Raw genomic sequence first — 23,414 nt, 5'->3', positions numbered from 1 at the left:
GAGAAAATAGGTGGATCAGTGGAGAGCTGGCTTTTTTTAATTGTTATTTTAGCTGTGGCAGTGTTGGGTAAGAACCAATCGCTGATTATTGCCGTGGCTGTTGTGATGTTGCTTAAACTGTTGCCGCAGTCTTGGCAATTGTTAGACTTGGTTGGCAATCGTGGGATCAACTGGGGTGTAACCATTATTTCAGTGGCAATTTTAGTGCCGATTGCTACCGGTAAAATTGGGTTTCAGGACTTAATTAATGCTTTTAAAACGCCAGCAGGCTTCATTGCCGTTGGTTGTGGTATTTTGGTGGCGGTGCTTTCCGCGCGGGGTGTCGGGTTATTAAGTCAAAGTCCCGAAATTACAATTGCCTTGGTTTTTGGCACGATTATTGGGGTGGTTTTCCTTAAGGGGATTGCCGCGGGGCCTGTAATTGCTTCAGGCATGACCTATGTGTTGTTAACCGTATTAAATTCAGTGATAAGTCGATGGTGATAAAATGTTAAATCCAGGTATGATTGTTTCTGCAAAAATTATTGATCATAACGAGCAAGCCGATTTTGCACAAGTTGATGGTCAAACGTTACAAGTGATTAGTGAAGAGAAATATGCCACTGATCAAGAGGTCACTGGTATGGTCTATGAAAATCAACAAGGCCAGTGGTGTTTACAAGTGAAATTGCCAGCCGCTGGTTTAGAGAGTTATGGTTTAGGCGAAGTTGTCCAAATTCGTCGGGATCTAGGGGTCTTTATCAATATCGGTTTGGAAGATAAAGACGCGGTGATCTCACTTGACGAGTTACCATTAATGCATAGCTTATGGCCGCAAGTTGGTGACCAATTATTAGTTAATTTGAGCTATGATCATAAACAACGTCTGTGGGCGCATTTAGCTAATGATGATTATTATAAGGAACATGGCCGGTTCAGTCGGGAATATACTCGGAATGAAACCGTCAGTGGCCGTGTTTATATGACCAAGAAAGTCGGCTCTTTCGCACAACTTGATGATTACCGTTTGGCCTTCATTCATTATACTGAGCGTCAAGATGAACCGCATATTGGTCAGGCAATTAGTGGTCGGGTAATTGGTTTGACTCAAGATGGCCGTCTTTCAGTTAGTTTGAAGCCGTTAGCTTATGTAGAAATTGCTGATGATGCTAAAATGATTATGGCCGTTTTGCAACGAGCACCTGAGTATCACATTGCTTATCAAGATAAAAGTGATCCAAGTGAAATCAAGGATTATTTTGGGATTAGTAAAGGTGCGTTCAAGCGGGCTCTAGGTAGCCTACTCAAATTAGGTTATATTACGACTGATTTAAGTGGCACCACGTTAACCGCTAAGGGTCAGGAATATCATGAATAATTTGCTCAATGATTATTTGCGCTCTTTGCGAATTGAGCAGGGGCTAGCAGATAATTCCATTATGAGCTATCGTCGTGATCTGCAACAATTTTGTCAGTGGTTAACTGAACAGCAGCTTGACCATTTTCCCGAAGATCCGTCACAATTAAGTTTGTATTTACAAGCGTTGGCTGTTCAAGGTAAAGCTCAGAGCAGTCGAATGCGGGCGGTTTCTAGTCTGCGCCACTTTTATCGGTGGTTGAGTCAGCGCGAAGTGATTCAGCACAATCCCATGGAGACGATTCCCTCACCAAAACGAGGTCAGCATTTGCCAGTGGCTTTGACAGTTGCCGAAGTAGACCAGTTATTGGCAGCACCTAATACCGCCACTAAATTGGGCTTGCGTGATCGGGCAATTTTAGAAGTCATGTATGCAACTGGTTTGCGAGTTAGCGAATTGGTTCATTTACAGCTAAGTGATTTACACTTGGAATTAGGCTTGATCAATACAATTGGTAAGGGGAATAAGGAACGGTTGATTCCTATTGGCGATGTTGCAATTAAGTACGTTAAGCGGTATCTTAATAACAGTCGGCCACAATTACTGAAGTCAGATCATTTTGTGGGGACGCTTTTTTTGAATTTTCGTGGTCAGCAAATGACGCGTCAGGCTATCTGGAAATTAATTAAAAAGTATATTCAACAAATTGGTATCACCAAAGATGTGACCCCGCATACGTTACGCCATTCATTTGCCACGCACCTTTTAGAGAACGGGGCTGATTTACGGGTGGTTCAGGAATTATTAGGGCATGCCGATATTTCGACGACCCAGATTTATACGCATATCACGCAGCGGCGCCTGATTGATGTTTATCAGCGCGCGCATCCGCGGGATTAAAGCAACAGGACGTTACTTGGAGGAATTTGATGTTAGTAAAATATAAGCAAGACTATGAAAAAATTGCCTTGGGTTTGCTTTCTTTTACCCCAGACTTAAAAGATTTTAATCATTTGTCTGCTGAATTGGCCAACTATGTGAGTGATTCAACCCTCGAATTAGATTTATGGCGCGACGCTCATGGTGATATTGTTGGTATTGTCGGTTTTGAGATTGCCGATGATTATATTTTATTGCGCCATTTGGCATTTACCCCGGATTTCCGGACTAAGAAAAATGCCTTTGAAGTACTGGATGCTTTAAAACGCAAATTTAATGATAAGCGGTTAATGGCAACTGTGAGCTTAACTGAGATTGTTTCAGCTTGGGAACGGCAACAAGCGGCTTCTGACTCGGATCAATCTGAATCAGCTGTTGATCCAAAAGCGCCAACACCTTCGTTACCAGATGCAAAAGATAATTCGTCAGACAGCACTAACGTTGCTAATCAGGATTAATTAGTATGGAACTACAATTAAAATTAACTGAATTTGAAGGCCCCTTGGATTTATTACTTCATCTGATCAAGAAACAAGAAATTGATATTTATGATATCCCTATCGCCCAAATAACGGAACAGTACTTGGATTATTTGCACCAAATGCAAGAACTTTCCTTAGAGGTGGCGGGGGATTATTTGATTATGGCGGCAACCTTAATGGCCATCAAAAGCCGCTTACTGTTGCCACAATCCAAAGTTGATGAATTGGATCATCCTGATGAAGAACCGGAAGATCCACGGCAAGCTTTAGTTGAGCAGTTACTAGCATATCAGGCTTATCAAGAAGTTAGCCATTATTTGCAGCAACAAGCGCAAACTCGGGCCCGTTTTTTCAGTAAAGAAGAGACAATTCCGCATAATATTGCCCCACCCCCTTTGCCTAAGGGGATTGTGACGTTAGATGAATTAGGTGCGGCCTTAGGTGAGTTGTTGCAACGCCAACAGCAAGAAAACTTATTCGCGGCGCAAACCATCAGTCGTGATAGCTTCTCCCTAGATGAAGCCTTGGCTTTAATTGAAACGCGGGTGCAACAAGCACCGCAACAACAGATTAGTTTCACTAGCTTGTTTGTGGCACCAATTGATCGTGAACAAGTGGTGACGCTTTTCTTAGCTTGTTTAGAATTAATGAAAACCAAGGTGATTATTTGTCGCCAGGAGAACCAACAAGCAGCCATTCAGATTTGTAAGGGAGTGCCCGCATAGTGATTCAGTATCAAGGTGAAATTGAAAGCATTCTCTATACCGTTGGTGATCAAGGCATTAGTCTGCATGACTTAGCGGCAATCATTGGCATTCAAGCCAGTGGTTTACGGCAATTATTGGCTAAGTTGCAAACTAGTTATGAGCAGGGTGCTGGTGGCTTAACTATCATGAATCATGGTGACCATTATCAATTAGTGACCAAGTCGCAGTACGCACCGCTATTACATCAGTATTTTGCGGGCCACCAGCCAACTAGTTTAAGCCAAGCCGCGCTGGAGACGATGGCAATCGTTGCTTATCAACAGCCGGTAACACGAATCGAAATCGATCAAATTCGCGGTGTGAAAAGTAATGGGGCCATTCAGACTTTATTGGCGCGGCAATTGATCAAGGAAACAGGCCGTAAAGATGCGCCAGGACGACCAATCCTCTATGGCACAACTAGCTATTTTCTCGATTATTTCGATCTGCAAAAAATCGCCGAGTTGCCGGATATTAGTAAATTTACTGATTCCGCCTTTGATCAATCAGGCAATTTAGATTTATTTTATAAGAAACAAACCACGACACAAGCAAATAATTCCCAGCCAGAAACAGAAAAGGAGTCCCAAGATGACACAACCACAGGAGCCTGAAGTTCGTTTACAAAAAGCGATTGCTGATGCCGGCGTTACTTCACGGCGTAAAGCAGAAGTTCTAATTCAACAAGGTCAAGTGACCGTTAATGGCGAGACTGTTCGCGAATTAGGTACTAAAGTAACTGCTCATGATCACGTCGAGGTCGGCGGGGTCCCATTAATGAAGCAACGGCCAACAACTTACTTATTTTATAAACCGCGTGATGTTATTTCAGCAGTAAGCGATGATAAAGGACGTCCGGTCGTGAGCGATTTCTTCGTTAACAAACCAGAACGGCTATATCCAATTGGTCGGCTTGATTATGATGCCTCAGGGTTACTTTTGGTGACCAATGATGGCGAATTAGCCAATCTGCTGATGCATCCTAAATTCAAAGTTGATAAAACCTATTTGGCAAAAGTTGAAGGCATTCCCGATGCAACAGCACTTAAGAAGTTGCGCCAAGGGGTGACCGTCCATGGTAAAACAACGGCCCCAGCCAAAGCTTCCCTGAAAAGTTCGAATCAAGTTAAGCAAACTGCTTTAGTTAACTTAACCATTCATGAAGGCATGAATCATCAAGTTAAATTAATGCTGGCAAAAGTAGGTTATCCAGTTGAAAAATTGAAGCGCGAGCGCTACGCCTTTCTTGATTTAACCGGGATGCAACCTGGCGAAGCTCGTAAACTTAACGGTAGCGAAGTTCAGGAGCTTTATAAGTTAGCGCGTCACGGGTTACAACGGTAATTGCCGCCATTATTTTGAAGATTAGTTAAAATGACGTCTTAGCATGATGAATCATCACGGCTAGGACGTTTTTTAGTAATATTCATCAGTCTTTGTCAGCAGCAGCCAGCAAGATTCAAAATCAAGGCTGGTTAAGTTTTGAAACAGAATGGCGTCTGACTCTGTTCCGGGCTGCTTGGCGTGGAACGCTGCCGGCATTGATTTGAGCTTATTGCTTTGCAACAATCTCAAATACAAGCCTTGTTCTAAGTGGCACAGCCACTAAGAACAATTTGGCGGCTGACGCCAAGATCCCTCCACGCCGTCTGGAGTTGAGGTGATTCACTTTATCCTTGCCAGTAACAATGCAGTCATTGTAAAATTGCAGCAAATATCAGACTTAAATCACAGATTGGATAAACTCACCAGGATTGAGCACCACTATTTGAAAATTAGATCGTAGTAACCAACGAAGGTTTGTTTAATAATATTTCTAATCCAGTTGAAATATCGCTCAAGCTATTTGATGACTATTTAAGTATGTTCACAATTGAAATCTGGTTGATCTGATTCACTATCTTGGGCCCCAACACTTAACAAGAGTGAAGTGAGCTAACTCAACTCCAGACGAAATGGAGGGCGTGGTTGTCAGCCGCCAAATTTGTCTTGCCGCTTTAGCGGTTAGACAAAGGGTTGCATTTGAGATTGTTGCGTAGCAATAAGCTCAAATCAATCCCGGCAGCGTTCCACAACCAGCAAGCCCGCAATGCAGTCGGACACAATTCTGTTTTTACAAGTTTCCACCGTCCCAGAACTCACATTAAGATTGTTGCCAGATATTAAGTCACTCACTATGTCCGATGTTCAATAATTGTGGGCTGCTTGGGGTGTTTAACTTAGAAAGCGATTGCAATTAAATTGCATTTAACTATCTTTTTGTTAGGACCTCATGCTATAATGGTGGAGTACCTAAATTAATAATAGTTTGTCTTCAGGGCAGGGTGTGATTCCCGACCGGCGGTAAAGTCCGCGACCCGCGTGAGCGGCTGATTCGGTGTAACTCCGGAACCGATAGTATAGTCTAGATGGAAGAAGACAGTCTTTTTTGTGATACATAATAAGACTGTTAGTCAAAACCCTGACTAACAGTTTTTTTGTTCATAAAATCGGCTGCACGAAGACAGCTGTTTCTCAAAGGAGACGGTTTCAGTGCAAAATGGTAAACGCTTGCGTTTAGCAGTTAGTGTTAGTATTTTTGGGGTGTTAAGTTACTTGTTGATGTTGGTGGAAATTCCGATTTTACCGTTATTTCCCTTTCTCAAATTAGATTTCAGTGACTTGATCCCGCTATGTGGCTTAGCTATTTTTGGTTTTGGTGGTGCCAGTGGTGTGGTACTTATTCGAGCATTGCTGCATTTGATCATGACCGGCTTTTCCGCGCAGTCGTTAATTGGTGAGTTAGGGTCAGTTATTGCCAGTCTAACGATCTTATTATTGGCCCAATTAATTTTGCAAAAACAGCAAAAGGGTCAATTGAATTGGCAACGGCGAGTTTTATTGGTGATCAGCGGCACGTTAGTATTGACAGTGGTCATGGCGATTTTAAATTACTTCGTCCTGACACCGCTGTATATTAAGGTCACTGGTTTCAAATTAGGCATGGACTATTTGAAATATGTTTTATTCGCCATTATTCCCTTTAATCTGATCAAGGGAGTGCTAGTCGTCGGGCTTTTTACCGTTGTCTACGCGCGCATGGGTGCTTGGCTCCAAAGTCAGTATCAATCATTCCATCAAAAATAAAATAAAAAAGAAAATCATCGAAACAGCGAAATTATCTTCACTGAGTCGATGATTTTTTAATGATACGAATGAGTTGAATTGGTGATGCTAACTGAATTGCACTGTCACTGATTTATGATAAGCTAAAGAGTAAGTGATTGTACCCAAGTCAACTACGCGCCAGGTTTTTCTGCCTTAGTGCTTGGCTTAAATGGTGTTGGGGAACGAACGATCGCCCCAGTGGGACAGCTGGTATAAGCGTCTTTAAACTTGGCCATTAGCGCCGCGGGAATGGGCGTGGTACCTTGGTTGTTATCAATTTTGACGTAAGCGACCCCGTCTTCATCATATTCGAATAATTCTGGGGCTTTTAATTGGCAAAGTCCGCAGGCAATGCATTGTTCTGGAACAACACGCGTATACATATTTTTGACCTCGATTAGGTGGTGATATTTTGGCAGCTGAATTATTATTAGCAACTTTTGCAGCAACACCACGGCGCTATAAAGCCATTTTTTATGGCTTGCTCGGTAAAGATACCGTTTCTAATTTACTGGCGCTGCGTGAGTACGGCTTATTAAGTTACTTTCATCTTTATCCTAAATTAAGCCAGTCGAAATTTCAAGCACAGTTAGTTAAACTACAACAAGCTGGTTGGCTACAAATTGATCAAACTGCTGCGACCGCGACGCTCACCACTGCAGGTGCGCAGTTTCTGCAGGCACAGCAGTTGACTGATTATTGGCCCCACGCCTATGATTATTGGCAATTTGGTGATTGGCAGTTACAGTGGCAACGGCTCTTGCTAGGGGTTCAGGTGGTAAGTAATCGGTGGCACCAAGTTCAACAGTATCAACCGTTGACTGAAAGCTTTCAAGTTCAGCAGGAGTTGCATGCTTGGTGGCGTTATTGGTCGCAACAGGATTGGTCGCAGTTCAAAATAGAATTACAAACAATTTTGAGCCAGTTACCAGAGTCAGCCGGAATATTATTGGCCAATTCATTTAGCAGTAATAGTTTTCCTGGATTAACTAGCCAACACTTGGCCCAAATTCAACAGCAGTCAACCACTGTTTTACAATTGGCGCAAATAAATAGTTTGGGACTACTACTACAACAGTTGCAACAGACGCCGCAACAATGGCCAATGCTGACTAGCTTATTACCGCTACCTAAAAGCCCCTTGCCGCGCAGTGCGGCCCAAACTTATCAACAATTGTTGTCCGGTCAAACTTGGTTACAAATTGTTCAGCAGCGGCGAATTAAGGAAAATACTTTGAAAGAGCATTTATTAATGGCGGCAATTTTAATCCCGACCTTTCCTTTTCAAAATCCAACGATTCAACAACTTTGCCACCAGGATCCAGCTGGTTTTTTCGCCGGGCGCATAGCTCAGCTACAAGGAGGGGCGTTCAATGCCTAGTCAGTTAACAGATGAATTACAACAACGCTTTGGTTTTCAACAATTTCGTCCTGGCCAAGCAGAAATTCTGACGGCATTGTTGGCTGGTCGTGATGCCATTGCGGTGTTGCCAACTGGTAGTGGCAAATCATTGTTATATCAATTTGTGGCTCCACATTTAACCGGACTGATTTTGGTAGTTAGTCCCTTGATTTCTTTAATGTCTGATCAAGCGATGCGTATTCGTACCGCCCATATTGGCTCAGTTGCAGTCTTAAACAGCCAGTTGACACCAGTCGAAAAAAATCAGATCCTACGGCGATTAAGCCAATACAAATTTTTATTTGTGGCCCCAGAGACGCTGCAGCAACCCCAAGTTCAGCAGGCAATTCAGCGGGTGCAACTTGCCTTGTTTGTCGTTGATGAAGCGCACTGTATTTCCAGTTGGGGACCAGATTTTCGGCCCAGTTATTTATTATTAGGACAAGTTCGGCAGCAACTCAAGCCGGCCTTGACCTTAGCGTTAACGGCCACAGCCACACCGAAAGTTTTCCGTGATATTCAACACGAATTGATGTTACCAGCCCAAACGGCCCATTATCGTGCTTCAGTCAATCGCAGTAATCTGTTTCTGCGTTTAGAGCGCATTAGCCATGCTGATGATAAGCAAGTTCGACTGCAGGCGTTGATCGATTTAGGAGTGCCAACGCTGATTTATGTGGCCACGCGACATCAGGCTCAAGCATTGGCCCAATATTTACAGTTAAAAACTAACCGACAAGTGGCTTACTATCACGGTGGTCTGTCGGGAATTGAGCGTTATCGCATTCAACAATTATTTTTGCAGGATCAATTGGGGATTGTGGTGGCGACGAATGCGTTTGGCATGGGCATCGACAAAAGTAATCTCCGCTTAGTGATTCACTATGATCTGCCCGCTAATTTTGAAAATTATTTGCAGGAAATCGGCCGAGCGGGACGTGATGGTCAATTAGCCTTAACTGTTATCTTTGTTGATGAAACTGATTTTGCTAAGCAAGGACAACGGATCAAAAATGGTCAATTAACCACCATCGAAATTCAGAACTTTTTTGCCCATCCTGATGATCGGCAAGAATTAAACGATAGTCAGTTGGGGGTACTGGCTGCGTACGCCCAAACACAATTGCCGGTGGCGCAAGTGACTGCTATTTTGCAACAGACCAGTCAATTGCGGGCCCAGCAGCGGCAAGCATTTTGGCAATTTTTAAATTCGCGTACTTGTTTACGGCAGCAATTGTGTGATTATTTTGATGCCAAACCACCAGAAATTCATCATGATCAATGGTGTTGCAGTCAAAGTGAGGATGAGTCGTTATCGGCGCTGTTGCAACGGTTACCTTTGGTGGAGACCGCCGCAGCTGATCAGGCACCTTTGCAAAGTGTTGCCACTGTTTTAACGGCACTGTTTGACTAGTTAAATCAGCTTTTTTACGATTTATCAGTTTTTTTAAGAATTTTATCGATGGATTATGCTAAAATTGAATCTAGACAGATAGGGGGTCAAGACATGAGTCAAAAAGATCAGAAAAATAGCCAAAATAATGATCAACAAGCCCGCCCATGGGAAAATACCTTTGATAGTGATCGCGACGAAAACGGCAAATTATCACGAGTTGCCACTAAGAAAAAGGAACGTAATAATATTGTTTTCGTTTCAATTCTAGTGGTGATTCTGCTGGCCGTGATCGGCAGTACAATTTGGATGTGGGTTGCCGCACAAAAAGATGATAAGAGCCCACAAATCGTGGTTTCCTCATCAAGCAGTGTCAAGTCATCATCTAAATCATCACAAAAATCTGAATCAAAGAAATCAAGTTCGAAGTCAAGCAGTTCTTCTAGCGAAGCGGCTAGTTCAAGTAGTGTTTCTAGTACCGAAGAAACCCAAACCAACGAACAAAGCTCCAGTGAGGCTGTTGACCAAACGTCCAGTTCGACTGCTGCAAGTAGCTCAACTGCGGAAACCGAAACTGGTTCGACGTATACCGTCAAATCTGGCGATAACTTGTATCGGATTGCCGTTAATAACGGGATTACCTTGGATCAATTATTAAGCTTGAATGGATTAACCTCAAGCTCAGCAATTGCACCAGGTCAACAGTTACGTGTTAAATAATATACGGTTATTTTTGGGTGATTAAATTCGTTATTTAAGGACTGAATGTTAGTGCAAATTGCAATTGATGGACCAGCTTCTGCTGGAAAAAGTACGGTTGCCAAGCGAGTAACTCAAGAGCTTGGTTTTATTTATTGTGACACTGGGGCCATGTATCGTACGGCCACAGTTCTGGCTAAAGAAAAGGGCCTTGATTATGGTGATGAAGCAGGGATCTTAGCAGATTTAGAGCAATCTAAAATCTCGTTCAAGCCTGCCCATCCCGGTGAAGACCAACCTGTTTTCTTGAATCAAGAAGACGTGACCTTGGCAATTCGAACCCCAGAAATCACCAATAATGTCTCACAAGTTTCCGCGTTACCTAAAATTCGTGAAGAATTAGTGCGGCAACAGCGCGAAATCGCTAGTGGCCACGATATCGTCATGGATGGTCGCGATATTGGCACCACAGTTTTGCCGACCGCGGAATTAAAGATATTTTTAGTTGCGTCTGCGGCAGAACGAGCTCGGCGCCGGTATGCTGAAAATATTACCAAGGGGATTATGACGCCCTTGGCCGAATTACAAACGGAAATTGAGCAACGGGACTACAAAGATTCTCATCGTCAGGTGTCACCTTTAACTAAGGCTGACGATGCGATTGAAATTGATACGACGACCATGACCATTGACGAGGTGGTCGAAAAAATCGTGACTTTAGCGAAAAATCGAAAAAAATAGTGGTTTTTGACAAGAAATAGTACTTTTTACTAGCTTGTTAGCCGCTTTTCTATTAGAATTAGTATGATGTTATAGTGCAGGAGGAATAATTCATGGCAGACCAAGATTATAGTCAAAGCGAAATGGAAAAAGCGCTCAATAGCGTTCATGAAGTAAAAATCGGGGATGTTGTCAAGGGTGAAGTTTTAGCCATTGATGACAACCAATTAGTTGTCGGTATTCAAGATGCCGGCGTTGAAGGTGTCGTTCCTTTAAAGGAATTGACAGCTGATCGTAATGCAGATATTAAAGACCAAGCTAAAGTCGGTGACGTTTTAGACTTAGTTGTCTTAGCTGGCTTAGGTCACGATAAAGAAAATGGTAGTTACTTGCTTTCTAAGCGTCGTTTAGAAGCACGTAAAGTTTGGTCAGAAATTGAAGATAAATTCAAAGCTGGCGAAACACTTGAAGTTAAAGTACGCGAAGTTGTTAAAGGCGGTTTAGTCGTTGACGCTGGCGTTCGTGGCTTCATTCCTGCTTCAATGGTTGACGATCATTATGTTGACGATTTGAAGAAGTATGTTGGTCAAAGTTTCGAAGTTAAAATTATCGAAATCGAACCAAGCGAGAATCGTTTGATCTTATCACGTCGCGAACTTGTTAAAGAAGAAAAGGCTGCTAAGAAGGCTGAAATCTTCGCTAAGTTGTTACCTGGTGATGTGGTTGAAGGCAAAGTTGCTCGTTTAACAAACTTTGGTGCTTTCATTGACTTAGGTGGCATTGATGGCTTAGTTCATATTTCTGAAATTTCTCATGATCACGTTGACAAACCAAGTGATGTTCTTAAAGTTGGTCAAGACGTTAAGGTGAAAGTCTTAAGCGTTGATGCTGACAAAGACCGGATTTCACTTTCAATGAAGGCTTTACAACCAGGACCTTGGGATAAGATTGCTGAAATCGCTCCAGTTGGTTCTGCAATTGAAGGGACTGTTAAACGTTTAACAACGTTTGGTGCCTTTGTTGAAGTTGCTCCTGGCGTTGAAGGCTTAGTTCATATTTCGCAAATTTCTCATCAACACATTGCCACACCAAATGATGTGTTAAAGGAAGGCGAAAAAGTTCAAGTTAAGGTCTTAAGCGAAGATCCAGAAAACAAACGCTTATCATTATCAATCAAAGCCTTAACTGAAAAGCCTGGTGAACCTGAAGACAAAGCTGCTGATAATAACAATGCTAACGAACATTTCGAAATGCCTGAAACAAGCAATGGTTTCAGTCTTGGCGAAATGATCGGTGATGCTTTGAAGAAAGACAGCGACGATTCAGACAAATAATTAGTGCCTTCTTGATGAAAAGAGTTTGGACCTAAAACTGGTTCGACTCTTTTTTCTTAGCTTGACCTAATGACTTTAGAAAAGAAATGAGGTGGTTCAATGGCAAGACCTGTTGTTGCCATTGTTGGTCGGCCTAATGTTGGTAAATCGACCATTTTTAACCGGATTGCTCGGGAGCGGATCGCAATTGTCGAAGATACGCCCGGTGTGACTCGGGACCGGATTTATACCCACAGTATTTGGCTAAATCATGAATTTAGTCTGATCGATACTGGTGGGATCGAATTTGCTGATCAACCATTTATGACGCAAATTCGGAACCAAGTCGATATTGCAATTGATGAAGCTGATGTGATTGTTTTCTTAGTGAATGCACGAGAAGGCATCACTGATGCTGATGAGAAAATTGCGCAAATCTTGTATCGCGCCCATAAAAAAGTGGTGCTGGCTGTCAACAAGGCTGATAATCCAGAACAACGGCAAGATATTTATGATTTTTATGCTTTAGGCTTCGGTGATCCAGTCGCTGTATCTGGGACCCAAGGGACTGGTTTAGGTGACTTATTGGATGCCATCGTGGCTGAATTCCCAACGGAAATCGAAGACGATGACGATCAATCAATTAAATTTAGTTTAATTGGTCGGCCTAATGTTGGGAAGTCTTCATTAGTCAATGCCATGCTTGGCGAAGATCGGGTGATTGTTTCTGAAATTGAAGGGACAACTCGTGATGCCATTGATACGAAGTTCACTGATGAAGCGGGCCAAGAGTTCACCATGATTGACACTGCTGGGATTCGTAAACGTGGCCGCGTTTATGAAGCCACGGAAAAATATGCCGTGATGCGGGCACAAAGCGCAATCGACCGCTCTGATGTGGTTTTATTTGTGATCGATGGTGAAGCGGGCTTACGCGAGCAAGATAAAAAAGTCGCTGGCTACGCTCATGAAGCTGGCTGCGGCATTATCATCGTTGTTAATAAATGGGATTTGGTTAAGAAAGATACCAAGACGATGGCGGAGTTCACTGAAAAATTACGTGGGGAATTGCAGTATTTGGAGTATGCCCCAATTGTTTTCGTTTCCGCATTAACTAAGCAACGTTTAACGCAATTACCAGATATGATCAAAACTGTTTCTGAGAACCAACAACGGCGGGTGCAATCTTCAGTATTGAACGATGTTTTGTTGAAGGCGGTGGCAATTACGCCAACGCCAAACGTTAAGGGCCATCGTTTACGAGTTTATTATCTGACTCAAGTGGCCATCAAGCCGCCAACGTTTGTTGTTTTCGTTAATGACCCTGATTTATTCCATTTTTCGTATCAGCGTTTCCTAATCAATCAATTACGTCAGACTTTCGATTTTGCCGGCACACCAATCCGCTTAATCGCCCGGAAACGTAAGTAATTGCAAGGATTTGACCTGGTTTCGGGGTAAATTATTAAGATTTCGCCTTTTTTCGTTAAAAATACAAGTTTTTTTGCGAAAAAGCTTGTAGTTACGGCGTTTCTATGATAACTTTATCAGTGGAATAATGATCCTATAAGTCATTGTTTCTGTGTTTCAAACAAAAAAGAATTGGCATGCTTAGCGCAAAGCTCAGCTGCGGGAGGTGAAATCAACATGGCAAATAAAGCAGAATTAATCGATAGCGTTGCAACTAAAACTGGTTTAACTAAGAAAGATGCAACTGCAGCTGTTGATGCAGTATTCGGTACTATTCAATCAACACTTGCTAATGGTGAAAAAGTTCAATTGATCGGCTTTGGTAACTTCGAAGTTCGTCAACGTGCAGCTCGTAAGGGTCGCAACCCACAAACAGGGGAAGAAATTAAGATCCCAGCAAGCAAAGTACCTGCATTCAAACCAGGTAAAGCATTGAAGGATGCCGTTAAATAAGACTTATACTTAAACCGTTGAGACTCAATGTCTTGACGGTTTATTTTTTTGCTTTAAGACGCTTAGAACGCAGCCGACAACTGATCCGAGCTTATTGCATGACATGGTTCAAAACTATTAAAACCTTGGTGAAGTTGATCAAACAGAACTCGGTCTGACTGCATTACGGGCTTGCTGGTTGTGGAACGCGGCCGGCATCGATTTGAACCAATTGAAGACCAAATTGTTTCAAATACGAGCATTTGGCTAACCGCTAAAGCGGCAAGACAAATTTGGCGGCTGACAACCACGCCCTCCATTCCGTCTGGAGTTGAAGTTGTGCACTGAATCCTTGTTAGTTGTTGAGGCAATTGTAGTGAGTCATATCAACTAAACTTAGATTGATAGAAAATCTGAATAGTGAAACAAAAAAGTCTGATTGACTGTCTCCGATTTTATCCGGAGAGATTGTCAATCAGGTTCGCCTGTTACTGCTATCTGTTTTTCTAAACAGTGGTATTCAATTAAACTATTTAACTCAGGCAGGGGCCCAGCGATTGGCGTCAGCTGTGAAATTTGTCTTGCTGCTTTAGCAGCTAGTCAAAGCCTCGTATTGGAGACAATTCGGTTTTTGAATTGGCTTCAATCGATGGCCACGGCGTTCCACGCCTAAAAATCGCTGGGCCCCTGCCGTTCTTACTAGGGAGAGAGACTTGAATCAAGCTACGCATATTATTGTTATGAACTTGGCTTAAATTCTTTAATTGATTCGAATTATTTTACATTGTAAGAAAAGGCGGGTTAATTTGAATTTGGCCCCGTCAATAAAGTTGGTTATAATAAAGTTGGTTATAATGATTGCGACGAAACAATCAGTGGATGATAAAACTGTTCAGTTACTGGTGGTGAACCAGTTGGCAGTTTAAGGAGGATTTCAGTGAGTTATTCAGAACAAATGTTGGCGGCTCTAGATGATCAAAATCTTCAGCAGGCTGATCAATTATTTAAGCAAGCCTTAGCAAATGATGATCCAGAAACATTATTTAATTTAGCTGAAGAATTACAAGCTTTAGGTTTCAGTGTTCAAAGTGGGCAAATTGCCCGCCAGTTATTACGGCAGGATCCTGACGCTGATGAGGCACGATTAATGTTGGCGGAATTAGCCATTAATGATGATCAAACTGATCAAGCCCTTAATTGGCTAGCCCAAATTAAGCCAGAATCACCAGTTTATCCCCAAAGTTTATTGACTGCTGCTGATCTTTATCAAACGTTGAATTTATTAGAAGTCAGCGAACAGAAATTATTACAGGCAAAAGTTTTACTTCCTGATGAACCAGTTGTTGATTTTGCCTTGGGTGAACTCTATTTAACGATGGGACGCTACCAAGAAGCTTTAGCTGCTTATCAGCGGTTAGCTGACCAGAAAATCGAGTATTTGGCGCAGGTTTCGATTAATCAGCGTCGCGCTGAAGCTTTGGCTGGTTTAGGTGAATATGAAGAAGCCGTCGAGCTGTTGACGCCTTTAACTGAAAGCTTAGCAACCGACGATCAGTTGTTCCAATTAGGTGTGTTACAACATAATTTACACCGCGAGTCAGCAGCAATTAAGACGTTAACTCGGTTGCAACAACAAAACTCAGATTATAGCGGTTTATATGAACCCTTAGTGGCAAGTGAGTTGGCGGCTGAACAACCAGAACAAGCCTTGCAATCGGCCCAAGTTGGTTTAGGTTATGATGAGTTCAATTTGAATTTATATCGTTTAGGTGCGGAAGCGGCTTTAAAGACTGGCGATACTAAAAAAGCCAGCGACCTTTTGGAAAAAGGGCTGGCAATTGATAATGATGCTGAAAGTTTGCGAGCTTTATTAGGGACGATTGTCTTGAGAGAGGGCCATTACCAACGGGTTGTCGATCTATTGGCACCTTTGGCGACCGCTGATCAAGCCGATCCTCAAGTGGCCTGGGAGTTAGCAGTGGCATATGATCATCTGGATCAAGTCGAGGCCGCGAATAGCGCTTATTTCCAAGCCTATGCGGAGTTAAAAGATAATCCTGACTTCATGCGCCAATTCATTAATTTCTTGCAAGAAGAGGGCCAAACCGCACCACTTAAATTAGCTTTACAACAGTATTTGCGGTTAGTTCCAGACGATCCTGAATATACCGAATTATTATTAGATCTTGAATCAGATCAGGATGACAATTAGTGGTGTTTAAAGATTGATTTACGAGGGCGTAGGTAAGTGAAGCCTTCACCAACTGCTTCGTGAACATCAATAATACTAACAAAAGCATGTTCATCAAGCTTCATAATGATTTTTTTTGCGGTAACGATTTCGCTGGGTGCAACCACACAGTAAAGGACGGGCTGCTGACTATGCTGATAGCCGCCTTCGCCATTGAAAAAAGTCGTGCCACGTTCAAGCTCACTCATCAGCGCTTGGCTGATTTCTTGGTTGGCTTGACTGATGATCAACATCCCCTTAGCTGAATAACTGCCGTCTTGGGTAGCATCAACGATTTTTGAAAAGACGAATGAGGCCAGCAGGGTGTACATCATGTGCTCAATATCTAAATAAGATAGGGAAGCCAGCAATACGAAAACATCAATCACTAGCAACGTCTTACCCATGGGAATGCCACGCTCCAGCTCCAAAATCCGAGCAACCACGTCACTACCGCCTGTGGTGCCACCAAAGCGATAAATCATCCCGGAGCCAAAGCCGCCGAAAATACCAGCCATGACGCCAGCAATGAATAAATCGTGGTGTAAGTCGATGGTTTGTGCCCAAGCAACTCGTTGCCAAATCCACAATGAGGCTGACAAAGCTAGGGTGCCATAAATTGTGAAAATCAGTCCGCGCCGGCCTAAAAAACGGTAGCCGAGAATGATTAAGGGAATGTTTAAAAGAATCGTGGTGTAAGCTGGGTCAATGCCCCACCAAGCTCGAAATAGCAAGGTGATCCCAGTAATCCCGCCTTCAGCTAAGTTGTTTTTAATGTTGACGGCAACTAAACCAAACCCATAAAAAATCGCGCCAAAACTAATCATGAAGACGGATTGGGCATTGTTCCACCAAGGCTTTTCCTGTAGTTGTTTGATCATTTCATAACCCCCTGAATTAAGAAATAGGTGTAATTATTAATGTATTTAAAAGAATTTCCTTTAGAATTTGAACAGGCATTACCTATTCTACAACAAATTTCTGCTAATGGATATGAGGCTTATTTTGTTGGCGGTTCAGTTCGTGACCACTTACTAGGTAAGCCAATTGCCGACGTGGATATTGCCAGTAGTGCCTTTCCAGCAGAAATTAAAACAATCTTCCCCACGACGATCGATACTGGTATTAAGCATGGTACTGTGACTGTTCGCTGGCATCAACGGAACTACGAAGTGACGACTTTTCGAACTGAATCAGGTTATCAGGATTTTCGCCGGCCTGATCAAGTCACCTTTGTTCGTTCATTGTTGCAAGATCTCCAACGCCGCGATTTTACGATCAATGCCTTGGCTGTTCGTCAAGATGGCTTAGTGATCGATGAGTTTGCTGGCTTAACTGACTTAAAAAATCATTTGATTCGCGCCGTCGGTAATGGTGACGAGCGCTTCCACGAAGATGCCTTGCGCATGATGCGGGCTGTTCGCTTTAGTAGCCAGCTGGATTTCACCATTGAACCGGCAACTTTCGCCAGCTTAACCAAGATGGCACCGCTCTTGGAGAAAATTGCCGTTGAACGAATTCACAGTGAGTTTGTCAAAATGATGCTTAGTCCCCATTGGCAACAAGGTTGGTCGCAATTCGTTAGCAGTAGTTTGATTCAATATGCACCATTTTTCAAGAAATGGTCGGCGGCGATGCCACAGTTTAACCCAGCCGAATCAGCACCTTTGCTTGATGAAACCACAATTTGGCTCTTATTGGCCTTAAGAATGCAATTAACGCGAGACCAATGCCAACAACTATTGCGACAGTGGAAGACTGCTAATCAGGTGCAACATGACACCTTAGCCGCTTGGGATTTTAGTCAGTTACTTCATGCCCAAACAACATTAACGCCAGTTGAATTGTATCAGGCTGATTTACCAATGTTGCAGCGGCTGGCCGTCGTTGGTGCAGATTTGGCTTGGCCAATTGATTTCAAGCAATTAATCGCGGCCTATCAGCAATTACCAATCAAAAACGACCATGAACTGGCAATTAATGGTGGGGATCTAATTCGGCAATTGGCAATTAAGCCGGGCCCGCAACTGGGAAAATTATTAACAGCGGCGAAGATTGCGGTGCTAAATGGCGAGGTGCCTAATCAAGCAGCAGAACTAATTCGTTGGTCGCGAAAACGATTACCGGATATGGTATGATAGGTTTAAATAAATCATTCGATAGCAAATGTGTTTTGGCTAGTAAGCGGTACTGCTGCCTGCGCATCATCATTCAAGTTGGCTAAGGCCAAGTTAAATCGTGATGCGAATTGGCGCAAGACCCAACTGACCAGATCACGGCTGTTATTTTTAGAAGGGAAGTACTGGTAAGATGACTGAAGAAGCACATGTGTTTAAAGAATTGCGTTTTTATTTTCGAAATGGCGATGAATGGACGGTTTCCCATGCGGAAATGGCGGATGTTTGGATTGCGCGGGTCACGACTTCTTATGGTCGGATCAACGGAACTGGCCGCATGCAAGAAATTCATCCTTGCAAGAGCTTCAAGATTGAAATTCTGCCTGAAGCTGATCATTCCAAGTCCACGGACATTAATTCCGGTTCCTTAGAATTAGGGATGTTTGGCCGAGCTACTAAGTATCAGGATATTGAAAAATGCGATCTTGTTTTTGAAGAAAACACGCGTAAGCCACTACAGATTTACTTCCCATTTAAGCAAAAAGATGTTTCTGGCCTTGATAATGTTTATCAAACTAGTATGATTTCACCAGCTAATGGTCACTTATATGTGGTGATTGATGCTGATAAAACTGTTTTTGATGTTTTTCCACAATTGGCACAATAATTTAAAATTTTATTTAGTCTGTTAGTTGTGCTAGTGCTCAATAATAACTTGTGTTATGGTAAATAACCGAATAATCCGTATTTGGATTAGACGGTTATTTTTTATTGATGCTGACTGCTAAATGACTAATTTTAAAATAAAAGGGTGAGTAATTTGAATCGCAACGAACAGACCTACCTGAATTTTCTAGAAACCATTTTAACGCAAGGTCATTATAAAACCGACCGGACTAATACGGGTACCTACAGTATTTTCGGCTATCAAATGCGCTTTGATTTGCAAGCTGGTTTCCCGTTACTGACCACTAAAAAAGTCCCTTTTGGCTTGATCAAAAGTGAGTTGTTATGGTTCTTAAAGGGTGACACAAATATTCGTTATTTGTTGCAGCATCGCAATCATATTTGGGATGAATGGGCGTTTACCAAATATATTAACAGTGCTGACTATCAGGGACCAGATATGACCGATTTTGGTCACCGTTCAGTGACTGATGCTACTTTTGCCGAAGCTTATCAAGCTGAACATCAGGCTTTTTGTCAGCAGATTTTAACCGACGATCAATTTGCTGCTAAATATGGTGATTTAGGTCAGATTTATGGTAGTCAATGGCGAGCTTGGCAAACTAGTCAGGGCGAGACGATTGATCAGTTAGCTGATGTGATCAACGCCATTAAAACAACGCCTGATTCTCGGCGGCTGATTGTTAGCGCGTGGAACCCTGAGGACGTGCCGAATATGGCTTTACCGCCTTGTCATACGTTGTTTCAGTTTTATGTAAATGATGGTCGCTTGTCATTGCAATTGTATCAGCGCAGTGGTGATGCCTTTCTTGGAGTGCCGTTTAATATTGCCAGTTACGCGCTCTTAACTTCATTAGTGGCTCAACAAACGGGATTGATCCCAGGTGAGTTTATTCATACTTTAGGGGATGCGCATATTTATCAGAATCATTTAAAGCAAGTTCGCCAGCAACTTAGCCGCACCCCACAAGCTGCACCGCAATTAATTTTACCAACGACCGTTAAAGCCGATTTAGCTGACTATGACGTGAATGAAATCAAACTTGAAGGTTATCAACCCTTAGCTGCCATTAAAGCACCAGTGGCAGTTTAATTGAATGCGAGAATTTAGAAAGGATGTGGCGCAAATGACAATCGCCTTTGTTTGGGCTGAATCGATTGGTGGCGTGATTGGTCGTGATGGCCAATTGCCTTGGCGGATCCCAGCCGATTTAAAACATTTTAAAGAACTGACTTGGCAAAAAACAATTATTTTAGGTCATCGGACTTGGCAATCATTTCCTAAACAGCAGCCATTACCGCAACGACAGCACTGGATACTGACGCATCAACCAGCGAGCGCCTTTCCAGCAGCGGTTAAAGTTTACCATGATGCCAATAGTATTCGGCAGGCCGTCATACAGGCACCTGAGACAGATTTCTATGTGATTGGCGGCGTCTCTTTATTTGAATTGTTTGAAGATCTGGTGACTGATTTGTATTGCACAAAAATTGACCATGTTTATGTCGGCGATGTGGTCATGCCACCACTAGCTTGGCAACAATTTGATTTGCAGTCCGAGCAAGTATTGCCAGCAACTGAGAAGACACCGACAATCACTTTCGAGCACTGGCAACGCCGAAATTAGGCTAAGAGTGAGCTGAAACAGAATGGCGTTTGACTCCATTGCTGGCTGCTTGTCGTGGATGCGGCTGGTTATAGGGCATTCCTTAGTTGAGAACGGCAGGGGCCAGCGATTTTATGGGCGTGGAACATGGTGGGCGTTGATCTGAGCTTATTGCTACGCAACAATCTCAGATACAAGCCTTATTCTAACCGCTAAAGCGGCAAGAATAATTTCACCATTGACGCCAATCGCTGGGCCCCTGCCTGGATTAAACTAACAGAATCGAGCACCACTATTTAGAAAAACAGATTGTGGTAACCAAGTTGAATGCAGTGTGATTTTAAATCAAATTCCACTAACACTGCCATAACGACATCTAAGATGAAGTGAACCACCTCAACCCCAGACTGAATGGAGCGTGGATGGACAGCCAATCGGGTTTTATTTGCGTAGTAGCTTGTAAGAAGTGGCCAAATTTAAGGCTGTAACATAAGTCAGGTATTTGCTGCAATCTTACAATGACTGCATTGATTGTTATCAAAGATAAAGTGAGCCACATTAACTCCAGACGGCGTGGAGGGATCTTGGCGTCAGCCGCCAAATTGTTCTTAGTGGCTCGGCCACTTAGAACAAGGCTTGTATTTGAGATTGTTGCAAAGCAATAAGCTCAAATCAATGCCGGCCGCGTTCCACGCCAAGCAGCCCGGAACAGAGTCAAACACCATTCTGTTTCAAAACCTAAACTGAGTTTTTAACTTGTTCTGCACAAGTTCTCAGAAAGACGAAATTTTTTCGTAATCAACCAGCTTCTTACCGCCTTGTTGGATGAATTTTATGCTTAATTCTGTTATACTTGCACAATGAGACGCGAGTCAGAGATCCTTTTGAGAGGAAGCATGAATCATGACTAATAAGATTAAAATCGTGACTGATTCTTCAGTTCAGCTCACGGAAGCAGAAATTGCCAAATATCAAATTACGATTATTCCACTAACGATCGTGATCGATAATGAAGTTTATACTGATGGTGTTAACCTGTCGCGGACCGAGTTTATGACCCAAATGGCCCAGGCAAAGAATTTACCGCAAACTAGTCAACCGTCAATCGGGACAATTCTTGATTGCTTTGACCAACTGACAGCTGATGGCAGTCAGGTTATTTCAATTCACATGACGGAAACAATTAGTGGTACCGTGAATGCAGCCCGCCAAGCTGCGCAAATTTCCAAAGGTGGCATTACCGTCATTGATAGTGAATTCACCGATCGGGCGATGGCTTTCCAAGTTCTAACTGCGGCACAAATGGCTGAAGCTGGTGCTAGTCGTGAAGAAATTGTAACCGCTGTTCAGTCCGTTCGCGAGCGGACGCAACTGTATATGTCAGTGACAAATTTGACTAACTTAGTTAAGGGTGGCCGGCTTAGTCGGGTATCAGGCATGCTGTCCAGCTTGTTGAATATTAAGTTGATTTTGCAATTGCACGACAGTCAACTTGAGGCAATTCACAAGGGCCGGGGCATGAAAACAATCAATAATTTTTATCGGGATTTAATTGAGAAAATGAAGCAAGCTGCACCGATTAAAATGATCGGTATTTCTCAGGCTGACGATGCGGATTTTGCTGAGAAAATGAAGGAACAGTTACAAGCAGTTTTACCAGAAGTGCCTATTTTAGTTGCGCCAACAAGTCCGATTATTGCCACTCATACTGGACCAGGAGCAATTGCCGTTATGTTTTATACAGCATAGTTTTTTCAGAAGGTGGAGCTATGGTTCCGCCTTTTTAATATATTAATGTAGGTGTGAAAGTTTTGAAAAATATTTTTAAGGGTATTAAAGTAATTGTGATCATTGCGATCGTCGCCGTCATTACCGTCGTTGGCTTGAACTTTTTGATAAAGTCACCTAGTGCTACCAGTACCAACGGTTCTAAGGCGCGGGCGGTGAAAACAACAGCCACCAAAAAGACTTTAAAAAAAGTCAATTACGTGGCCATCGGCGATTCATTAACTTATGGGATTGGTGATGCCACTGAAAACGGTGGTTACGTGCCTTTAGTGAAAACCCAATTGGCCAATGATGATAATACTGATGTCAGCAGCCTGAATTTTGGGGTCAGTGGTGACACGTCCACCCAAGTTTATCAACGAATCGTTAAGCAGCCGAAGATTCAGCGCGGTTTAGCCCAAGCTAATCTGATCACGATGACGATTGGGGCCAATGATTTGATGCACATTATCAACAAGAACGTGCTCAATATGGATTTGAAAAAAGTTGAAACTGCGCGGACAACTTACCAAGCTAATCTTGAACGTTTGCTGAAAAAGATTCGTTCGTACAATAAAACAGCGCCGATTTTTGTCGCTAGTATTTACAATCCCTTCTATGTTTATTTCCCACAAATTACGGATATGAAGACAGCGATGGATGATTGGAATGCAACGGCTCAGAAGGTGATCAAAGAATTTGATCAAACTTATTATGTGGATATTGATCAGGTGATGACGCAACCAAAGGGCTCAGTTTTAGCGAACAATAAGGATAAGAAAGAAGCTTTGAATCCTTACTTATTTACTGAGGATCATTTCCATCCTAATAATCGCGGTTATCAAGCAATTTCGCAGCAATTTATTAAACAAATTCAGGCTCGTAAGTCAACTTGGTTATATCAAACTAGTAAATAAAGTTATTTT

The 23,414-nt window shown here is 42.7% G+C and carries 25 protein-coding genes and 1 riboswitch; of the genes, 22 read left to right on the top strand and 3 right to left on the bottom strand.

What is annotated here, in order from left to right; genetic code table 11:
- Positions 1–18: 18 nt before the first annotated feature.
- From EKM82_RS01170 to EKM82_RS01135, 8 genes are all read left to right on the top strand, one after another.
- Positions 19–483, top strand: a complete 465-nt coding sequence (locus EKM82_RS01170) for a DUF441 domain-containing protein (RefSeq protein WP_125766500.1) — start codon at positions 19–21, stop codon at positions 481–483.
- 4 nt (positions 484–487) lie between these two features.
- On the top strand, positions 488–1,357 hold the full coding sequence (locus EKM82_RS01165; RefSeq protein ID WP_125766499.1) for a S1 RNA-binding domain-containing protein: 870 nt from the start codon (positions 488–490) through the stop codon (positions 1,355–1,357).
- Entirely contained in the window at positions 1,350–2,237 is an 888-nt protein-coding gene (xerD, locus tag EKM82_RS01160; RefSeq protein ID WP_125766498.1) for a site-specific tyrosine recombinase XerD, read from the top strand. Before EKM82_RS01165 ends, xerD begins: the two co-directional genes overlap by 8 nt.
- Positions 2,238–2,266: 29 nt before the next feature.
- Positions 2,267–2,734: an N-acetyltransferase gene (locus EKM82_RS01155; RefSeq protein ID WP_125766497.1), complete on the top strand. Its 468-nt coding sequence runs from the start codon at positions 2,267–2,269 to the stop codon at positions 2,732–2,734.
- 5 nt (positions 2,735–2,739) lie between these two features.
- Positions 2,740–3,483, top strand: coding sequence for a segregation and condensation protein A (locus EKM82_RS01150; RefSeq protein WP_125766496.1), 744 nt, complete (start codon positions 2,740–2,742; stop codon positions 3,481–3,483).
- Positions 3,483–4,118, top strand: coding sequence for an SMC-Scp complex subunit ScpB (gene scpB, locus EKM82_RS01145; RefSeq protein ID WP_225419628.1), 636 nt, complete (start codon positions 3,483–3,485; stop codon positions 4,116–4,118). Before EKM82_RS01150 ends, scpB begins: the two co-directional genes overlap by 1 nt.
- Positions 4,096–4,848 carry a pseudouridine synthase gene (locus tag EKM82_RS01140; protein ID WP_125766495.1) on the top strand — a complete coding sequence of 251 codons (753 nt, stop codon included), beginning with the start codon at positions 4,096–4,098 and terminating at the stop codon, positions 4,846–4,848. The genes scpB and EKM82_RS01140 overlap by 23 nt, the downstream gene beginning before the upstream one ends.
- A 962-nt stretch (positions 4,849–5,810) precedes the next feature.
- A riboswitch (FMN riboswitch) is annotated at positions 5,811–5,928 on the top strand.
- Positions 5,929–6,036: 108 nt separating this feature from the next.
- Positions 6,037–6,630, top strand: a complete 594-nt coding sequence (locus tag EKM82_RS01135; protein WP_125766494.1) for an ECF transporter S component — start codon at positions 6,037–6,039, stop codon at positions 6,628–6,630.
- A 152-nt stretch (positions 6,631–6,782) separates the two neighbouring features.
- Here EKM82_RS01135 and EKM82_RS01130 read toward each other — a convergent pair whose 3' ends face one another.
- Positions 6,783–7,034: a ferredoxin gene (locus EKM82_RS01130; protein WP_125766493.1), complete on the bottom strand. Its 252-nt coding sequence runs from the start codon at positions 7,032–7,034 to the stop codon at positions 6,783–6,785.
- Between the two features lie 29 nt (positions 7,035–7,063).
- Here EKM82_RS01130 and EKM82_RS01125 point away from each other — a divergent pair, with 29 nt between their 5' ends.
- From EKM82_RS01125 to EKM82_RS01095, 7 genes are all read left to right on the top strand, one after another.
- A complete protein-coding gene (locus tag EKM82_RS01125; RefSeq protein ID WP_125766492.1) occupies positions 7,064–8,032 on the top strand; it encodes a hypothetical protein in 969 nt (322 codons plus the stop codon).
- The gene (locus EKM82_RS01120; RefSeq protein WP_125766491.1) at positions 8,025–9,467 is read left to right on the top strand and encodes a RecQ family ATP-dependent DNA helicase; all 1,443 of its coding nucleotides are present in this window, start codon (positions 8,025–8,027) and stop codon (positions 9,465–9,467) included. The genes EKM82_RS01125 and EKM82_RS01120 overlap by 8 nt, the downstream gene beginning before the upstream one ends.
- A 93-nt stretch (positions 9,468–9,560) precedes the next feature.
- Complete coding sequence (locus EKM82_RS01115; protein WP_164508037.1) at positions 9,561–10,166, top strand: LysM peptidoglycan-binding domain-containing protein; 606 nt, start codon at positions 9,561–9,563, stop codon at positions 10,164–10,166.
- Between the two features lie 45 nt (positions 10,167–10,211).
- Positions 10,212–10,886, top strand: coding sequence for a (d)CMP kinase (gene cmk / locus EKM82_RS01110; RefSeq protein ID WP_191988092.1), 675 nt, complete (start codon positions 10,212–10,214; stop codon positions 10,884–10,886).
- A 92-nt stretch (positions 10,887–10,978) separates the two neighbouring features.
- Positions 10,979–12,199 (top strand): 30S ribosomal protein S1, encoded by a 1,221-nt coding sequence (gene rpsA / locus EKM82_RS01105; protein ID WP_125766488.1) that lies wholly within the window; start codon positions 10,979–10,981, stop codon positions 12,197–12,199.
- 99 nt (positions 12,200–12,298) lie between these two features.
- Positions 12,299–13,609, top strand: a complete 1,311-nt coding sequence (gene der / locus EKM82_RS01100) for a ribosome biogenesis GTPase Der (protein WP_125766487.1) — start codon at positions 12,299–12,301, stop codon at positions 13,607–13,609.
- 216 nt (positions 13,610–13,825) lie between these two features.
- Positions 13,826–14,101, top strand: coding sequence for an HU family DNA-binding protein (locus EKM82_RS01095; protein ID WP_125648599.1), 276 nt, complete (start codon positions 13,826–13,828; stop codon positions 14,099–14,101).
- 62 nt (positions 14,102–14,163) lie between these two features.
- Here EKM82_RS01095 and EKM82_RS11190 read toward each other — a convergent pair whose 3' ends face one another.
- Positions 14,164–14,400 (bottom strand): hypothetical protein, encoded by a 237-nt coding sequence (locus EKM82_RS11190; protein WP_164508036.1) that lies wholly within the window; start codon positions 14,398–14,400, stop codon positions 14,164–14,166.
- A 617-nt stretch (positions 14,401–15,017) separates the two neighbouring features.
- On the opposite strand from EKM82_RS11190, the gene EKM82_RS01090 reads away from it, so the two are divergent.
- On the top strand, positions 15,018–16,292 hold the full coding sequence (locus tag EKM82_RS01090) for a tetratricopeptide repeat protein (RefSeq protein ID WP_125766486.1): 1,275 nt from the start codon (positions 15,018–15,020) through the stop codon (positions 16,290–16,292).
- Here the strand turns inward: EKM82_RS01090 and EKM82_RS01085 are convergent.
- Positions 16,289–17,191, bottom strand: a complete 903-nt coding sequence (locus tag EKM82_RS01085; protein ID WP_404802883.1) for a YitT family protein — start codon at positions 17,189–17,191, stop codon at positions 16,289–16,291. The two genes, EKM82_RS01090 and EKM82_RS01085, sit on opposite strands and share 4 nt — an antisense overlap.
- 39 nt (positions 17,192–17,230) lie before the next feature.
- Here EKM82_RS01085 and EKM82_RS01080 point away from each other — a divergent pair, with 39 nt between their 5' ends.
- From EKM82_RS01080 to EKM82_RS01055, 6 genes are all read left to right on the top strand, one after another.
- Entirely contained in the window at positions 17,231–18,448 is a 1,218-nt protein-coding gene (locus EKM82_RS01080) for a CCA tRNA nucleotidyltransferase (protein ID WP_125766485.1), read from the top strand.
- A 172-nt stretch (positions 18,449–18,620) separates the two neighbouring features.
- Positions 18,621–19,094, top strand: a complete 474-nt coding sequence (locus EKM82_RS01075; protein WP_125766484.1) for a hypothetical protein — start codon at positions 18,621–18,623, stop codon at positions 19,092–19,094.
- A gap of 153 nt (positions 19,095–19,247) precedes the next feature.
- Complete coding sequence (locus EKM82_RS01070; RefSeq protein ID WP_125766483.1) at positions 19,248–20,207, top strand: thymidylate synthase; 960 nt, start codon at positions 19,248–19,250, stop codon at positions 20,205–20,207.
- Positions 20,208–20,211: 4 nt separating this feature from the next.
- Positions 20,212–20,742 carry a dihydrofolate reductase gene (locus EKM82_RS01065; protein WP_125766482.1) on the top strand — a complete coding sequence of 177 codons (531 nt, stop codon included), beginning with the start codon at positions 20,212–20,214 and terminating at the stop codon, positions 20,740–20,742.
- Between the two features lie 882 nt (positions 20,743–21,624).
- Positions 21,625–22,470 carry a DegV family protein gene (locus EKM82_RS01060; protein WP_125766481.1) on the top strand — a complete coding sequence of 282 codons (846 nt, stop codon included), beginning with the start codon at positions 21,625–21,627 and terminating at the stop codon, positions 22,468–22,470.
- A gap of 62 nt (positions 22,471–22,532) precedes the next feature.
- The gene (locus EKM82_RS01055; protein ID WP_164508035.1) at positions 22,533–23,405 is read left to right on the top strand and encodes an SGNH/GDSL hydrolase family protein; all 873 of its coding nucleotides are present in this window, start codon (positions 22,533–22,535) and stop codon (positions 23,403–23,405) included.
- Positions 23,406–23,414 lie beyond the last annotated feature (9 nt).

This window comes from Lapidilactobacillus wuchangensis, from assembly GCF_003946645.1.
Lineage (GTDB): Bacteria > Bacillota > Bacilli > Lactobacillales > Lactobacillaceae > Lapidilactobacillus > Lapidilactobacillus wuchangensis.
This window is presented reverse-complemented; position numbering and strand designations above follow the sequence as displayed.

What these genes read in the sequence shown, in the direction of transcription:
- EKM82_RS01165 (WP_125766499.1), top strand. Translation starts at nt 488, where the DNA reads ATGTTAAATCCAGGTATGATTGTTTCTGCAAAAATTATTGATCATAAC.
- xerD (WP_125766498.1), top strand. Translation starts at nt 1,350, where the DNA reads ATGAATAATTTGCTCAATGATTATTTGCGCTCTTTGCGAATTGAGCAG.
- EKM82_RS01155 (WP_125766497.1), top strand. Translation starts at nt 2,267, where the DNA reads ATGTTAGTAAAATATAAGCAAGACTATGAAAAAATTGCCTTGGGTTTG.
- EKM82_RS01150 (WP_125766496.1), top strand. Translation starts at nt 2,740, where the DNA reads ATGGAACTACAATTAAAATTAACTGAATTTGAAGGCCCCTTGGATTTA.
- EKM82_RS01140 (WP_125766495.1), top strand. Translation starts at nt 4,096, where the DNA reads ATGACACAACCACAGGAGCCTGAAGTTCGTTTACAAAAAGCGATTGCT.
- EKM82_RS01130 (WP_125766493.1), bottom strand. Translation starts at nt 7,034, where the DNA reads ATGTATACGCGTGTTGTTCCAGAACAATGCATTGCCTGCGGACTTTGC.
- EKM82_RS01120 (WP_125766491.1), top strand. Translation starts at nt 8,025, where the DNA reads ATGCCTAGTCAGTTAACAGATGAATTACAACAACGCTTTGGTTTTCAA.
- EKM82_RS01115 (WP_164508037.1), top strand. Translation starts at nt 9,561, where the DNA reads ATGAGTCAAAAAGATCAGAAAAATAGCCAAAATAATGATCAACAAGCC.
- cmk (WP_191988092.1), top strand. Translation starts at nt 10,212, where the DNA reads ATGTTAGTGCAAATTGCAATTGATGGACCAGCTTCTGCTGGAAAAAGT.
- rpsA (WP_125766488.1), top strand. Translation starts at nt 10,979, where the DNA reads ATGGCAGACCAAGATTATAGTCAAAGCGAAATGGAAAAAGCGCTCAAT.
- der (WP_125766487.1), top strand. Translation starts at nt 12,299, where the DNA reads ATGGCAAGACCTGTTGTTGCCATTGTTGGTCGGCCTAATGTTGGTAAA.
- EKM82_RS01095 (WP_125648599.1), top strand. Translation starts at nt 13,826, where the DNA reads ATGGCAAATAAAGCAGAATTAATCGATAGCGTTGCAACTAAAACTGGT.
- EKM82_RS11190 (WP_164508036.1), bottom strand. Translation starts at nt 14,400, where the DNA reads ATGGAGGGCGTGGTTGTCAGCCGCCAAATTTGTCTTGCCGCTTTAGCG.
- EKM82_RS01085 (WP_404802883.1), bottom strand. Translation starts at nt 17,191, where the DNA reads ATGATCAAACAACTACAGGAAAAGCCTTGGTGGAACAATGCCCAATCC.
- EKM82_RS01080 (WP_125766485.1), top strand. Translation starts at nt 17,231, where the DNA reads ATGTATTTAAAAGAATTTCCTTTAGAATTTGAACAGGCATTACCTATT.
- EKM82_RS01075 (WP_125766484.1), top strand. Translation starts at nt 18,621, where the DNA reads ATGACTGAAGAAGCACATGTGTTTAAAGAATTGCGTTTTTATTTTCGA.
- EKM82_RS01065 (WP_125766482.1), top strand. Translation starts at nt 20,212, where the DNA reads ATGCGAGAATTTAGAAAGGATGTGGCGCAAATGACAATCGCCTTTGTT.
- EKM82_RS01060 (WP_125766481.1), top strand. Translation starts at nt 21,625, where the DNA reads ATGACTAATAAGATTAAAATCGTGACTGATTCTTCAGTTCAGCTCACG.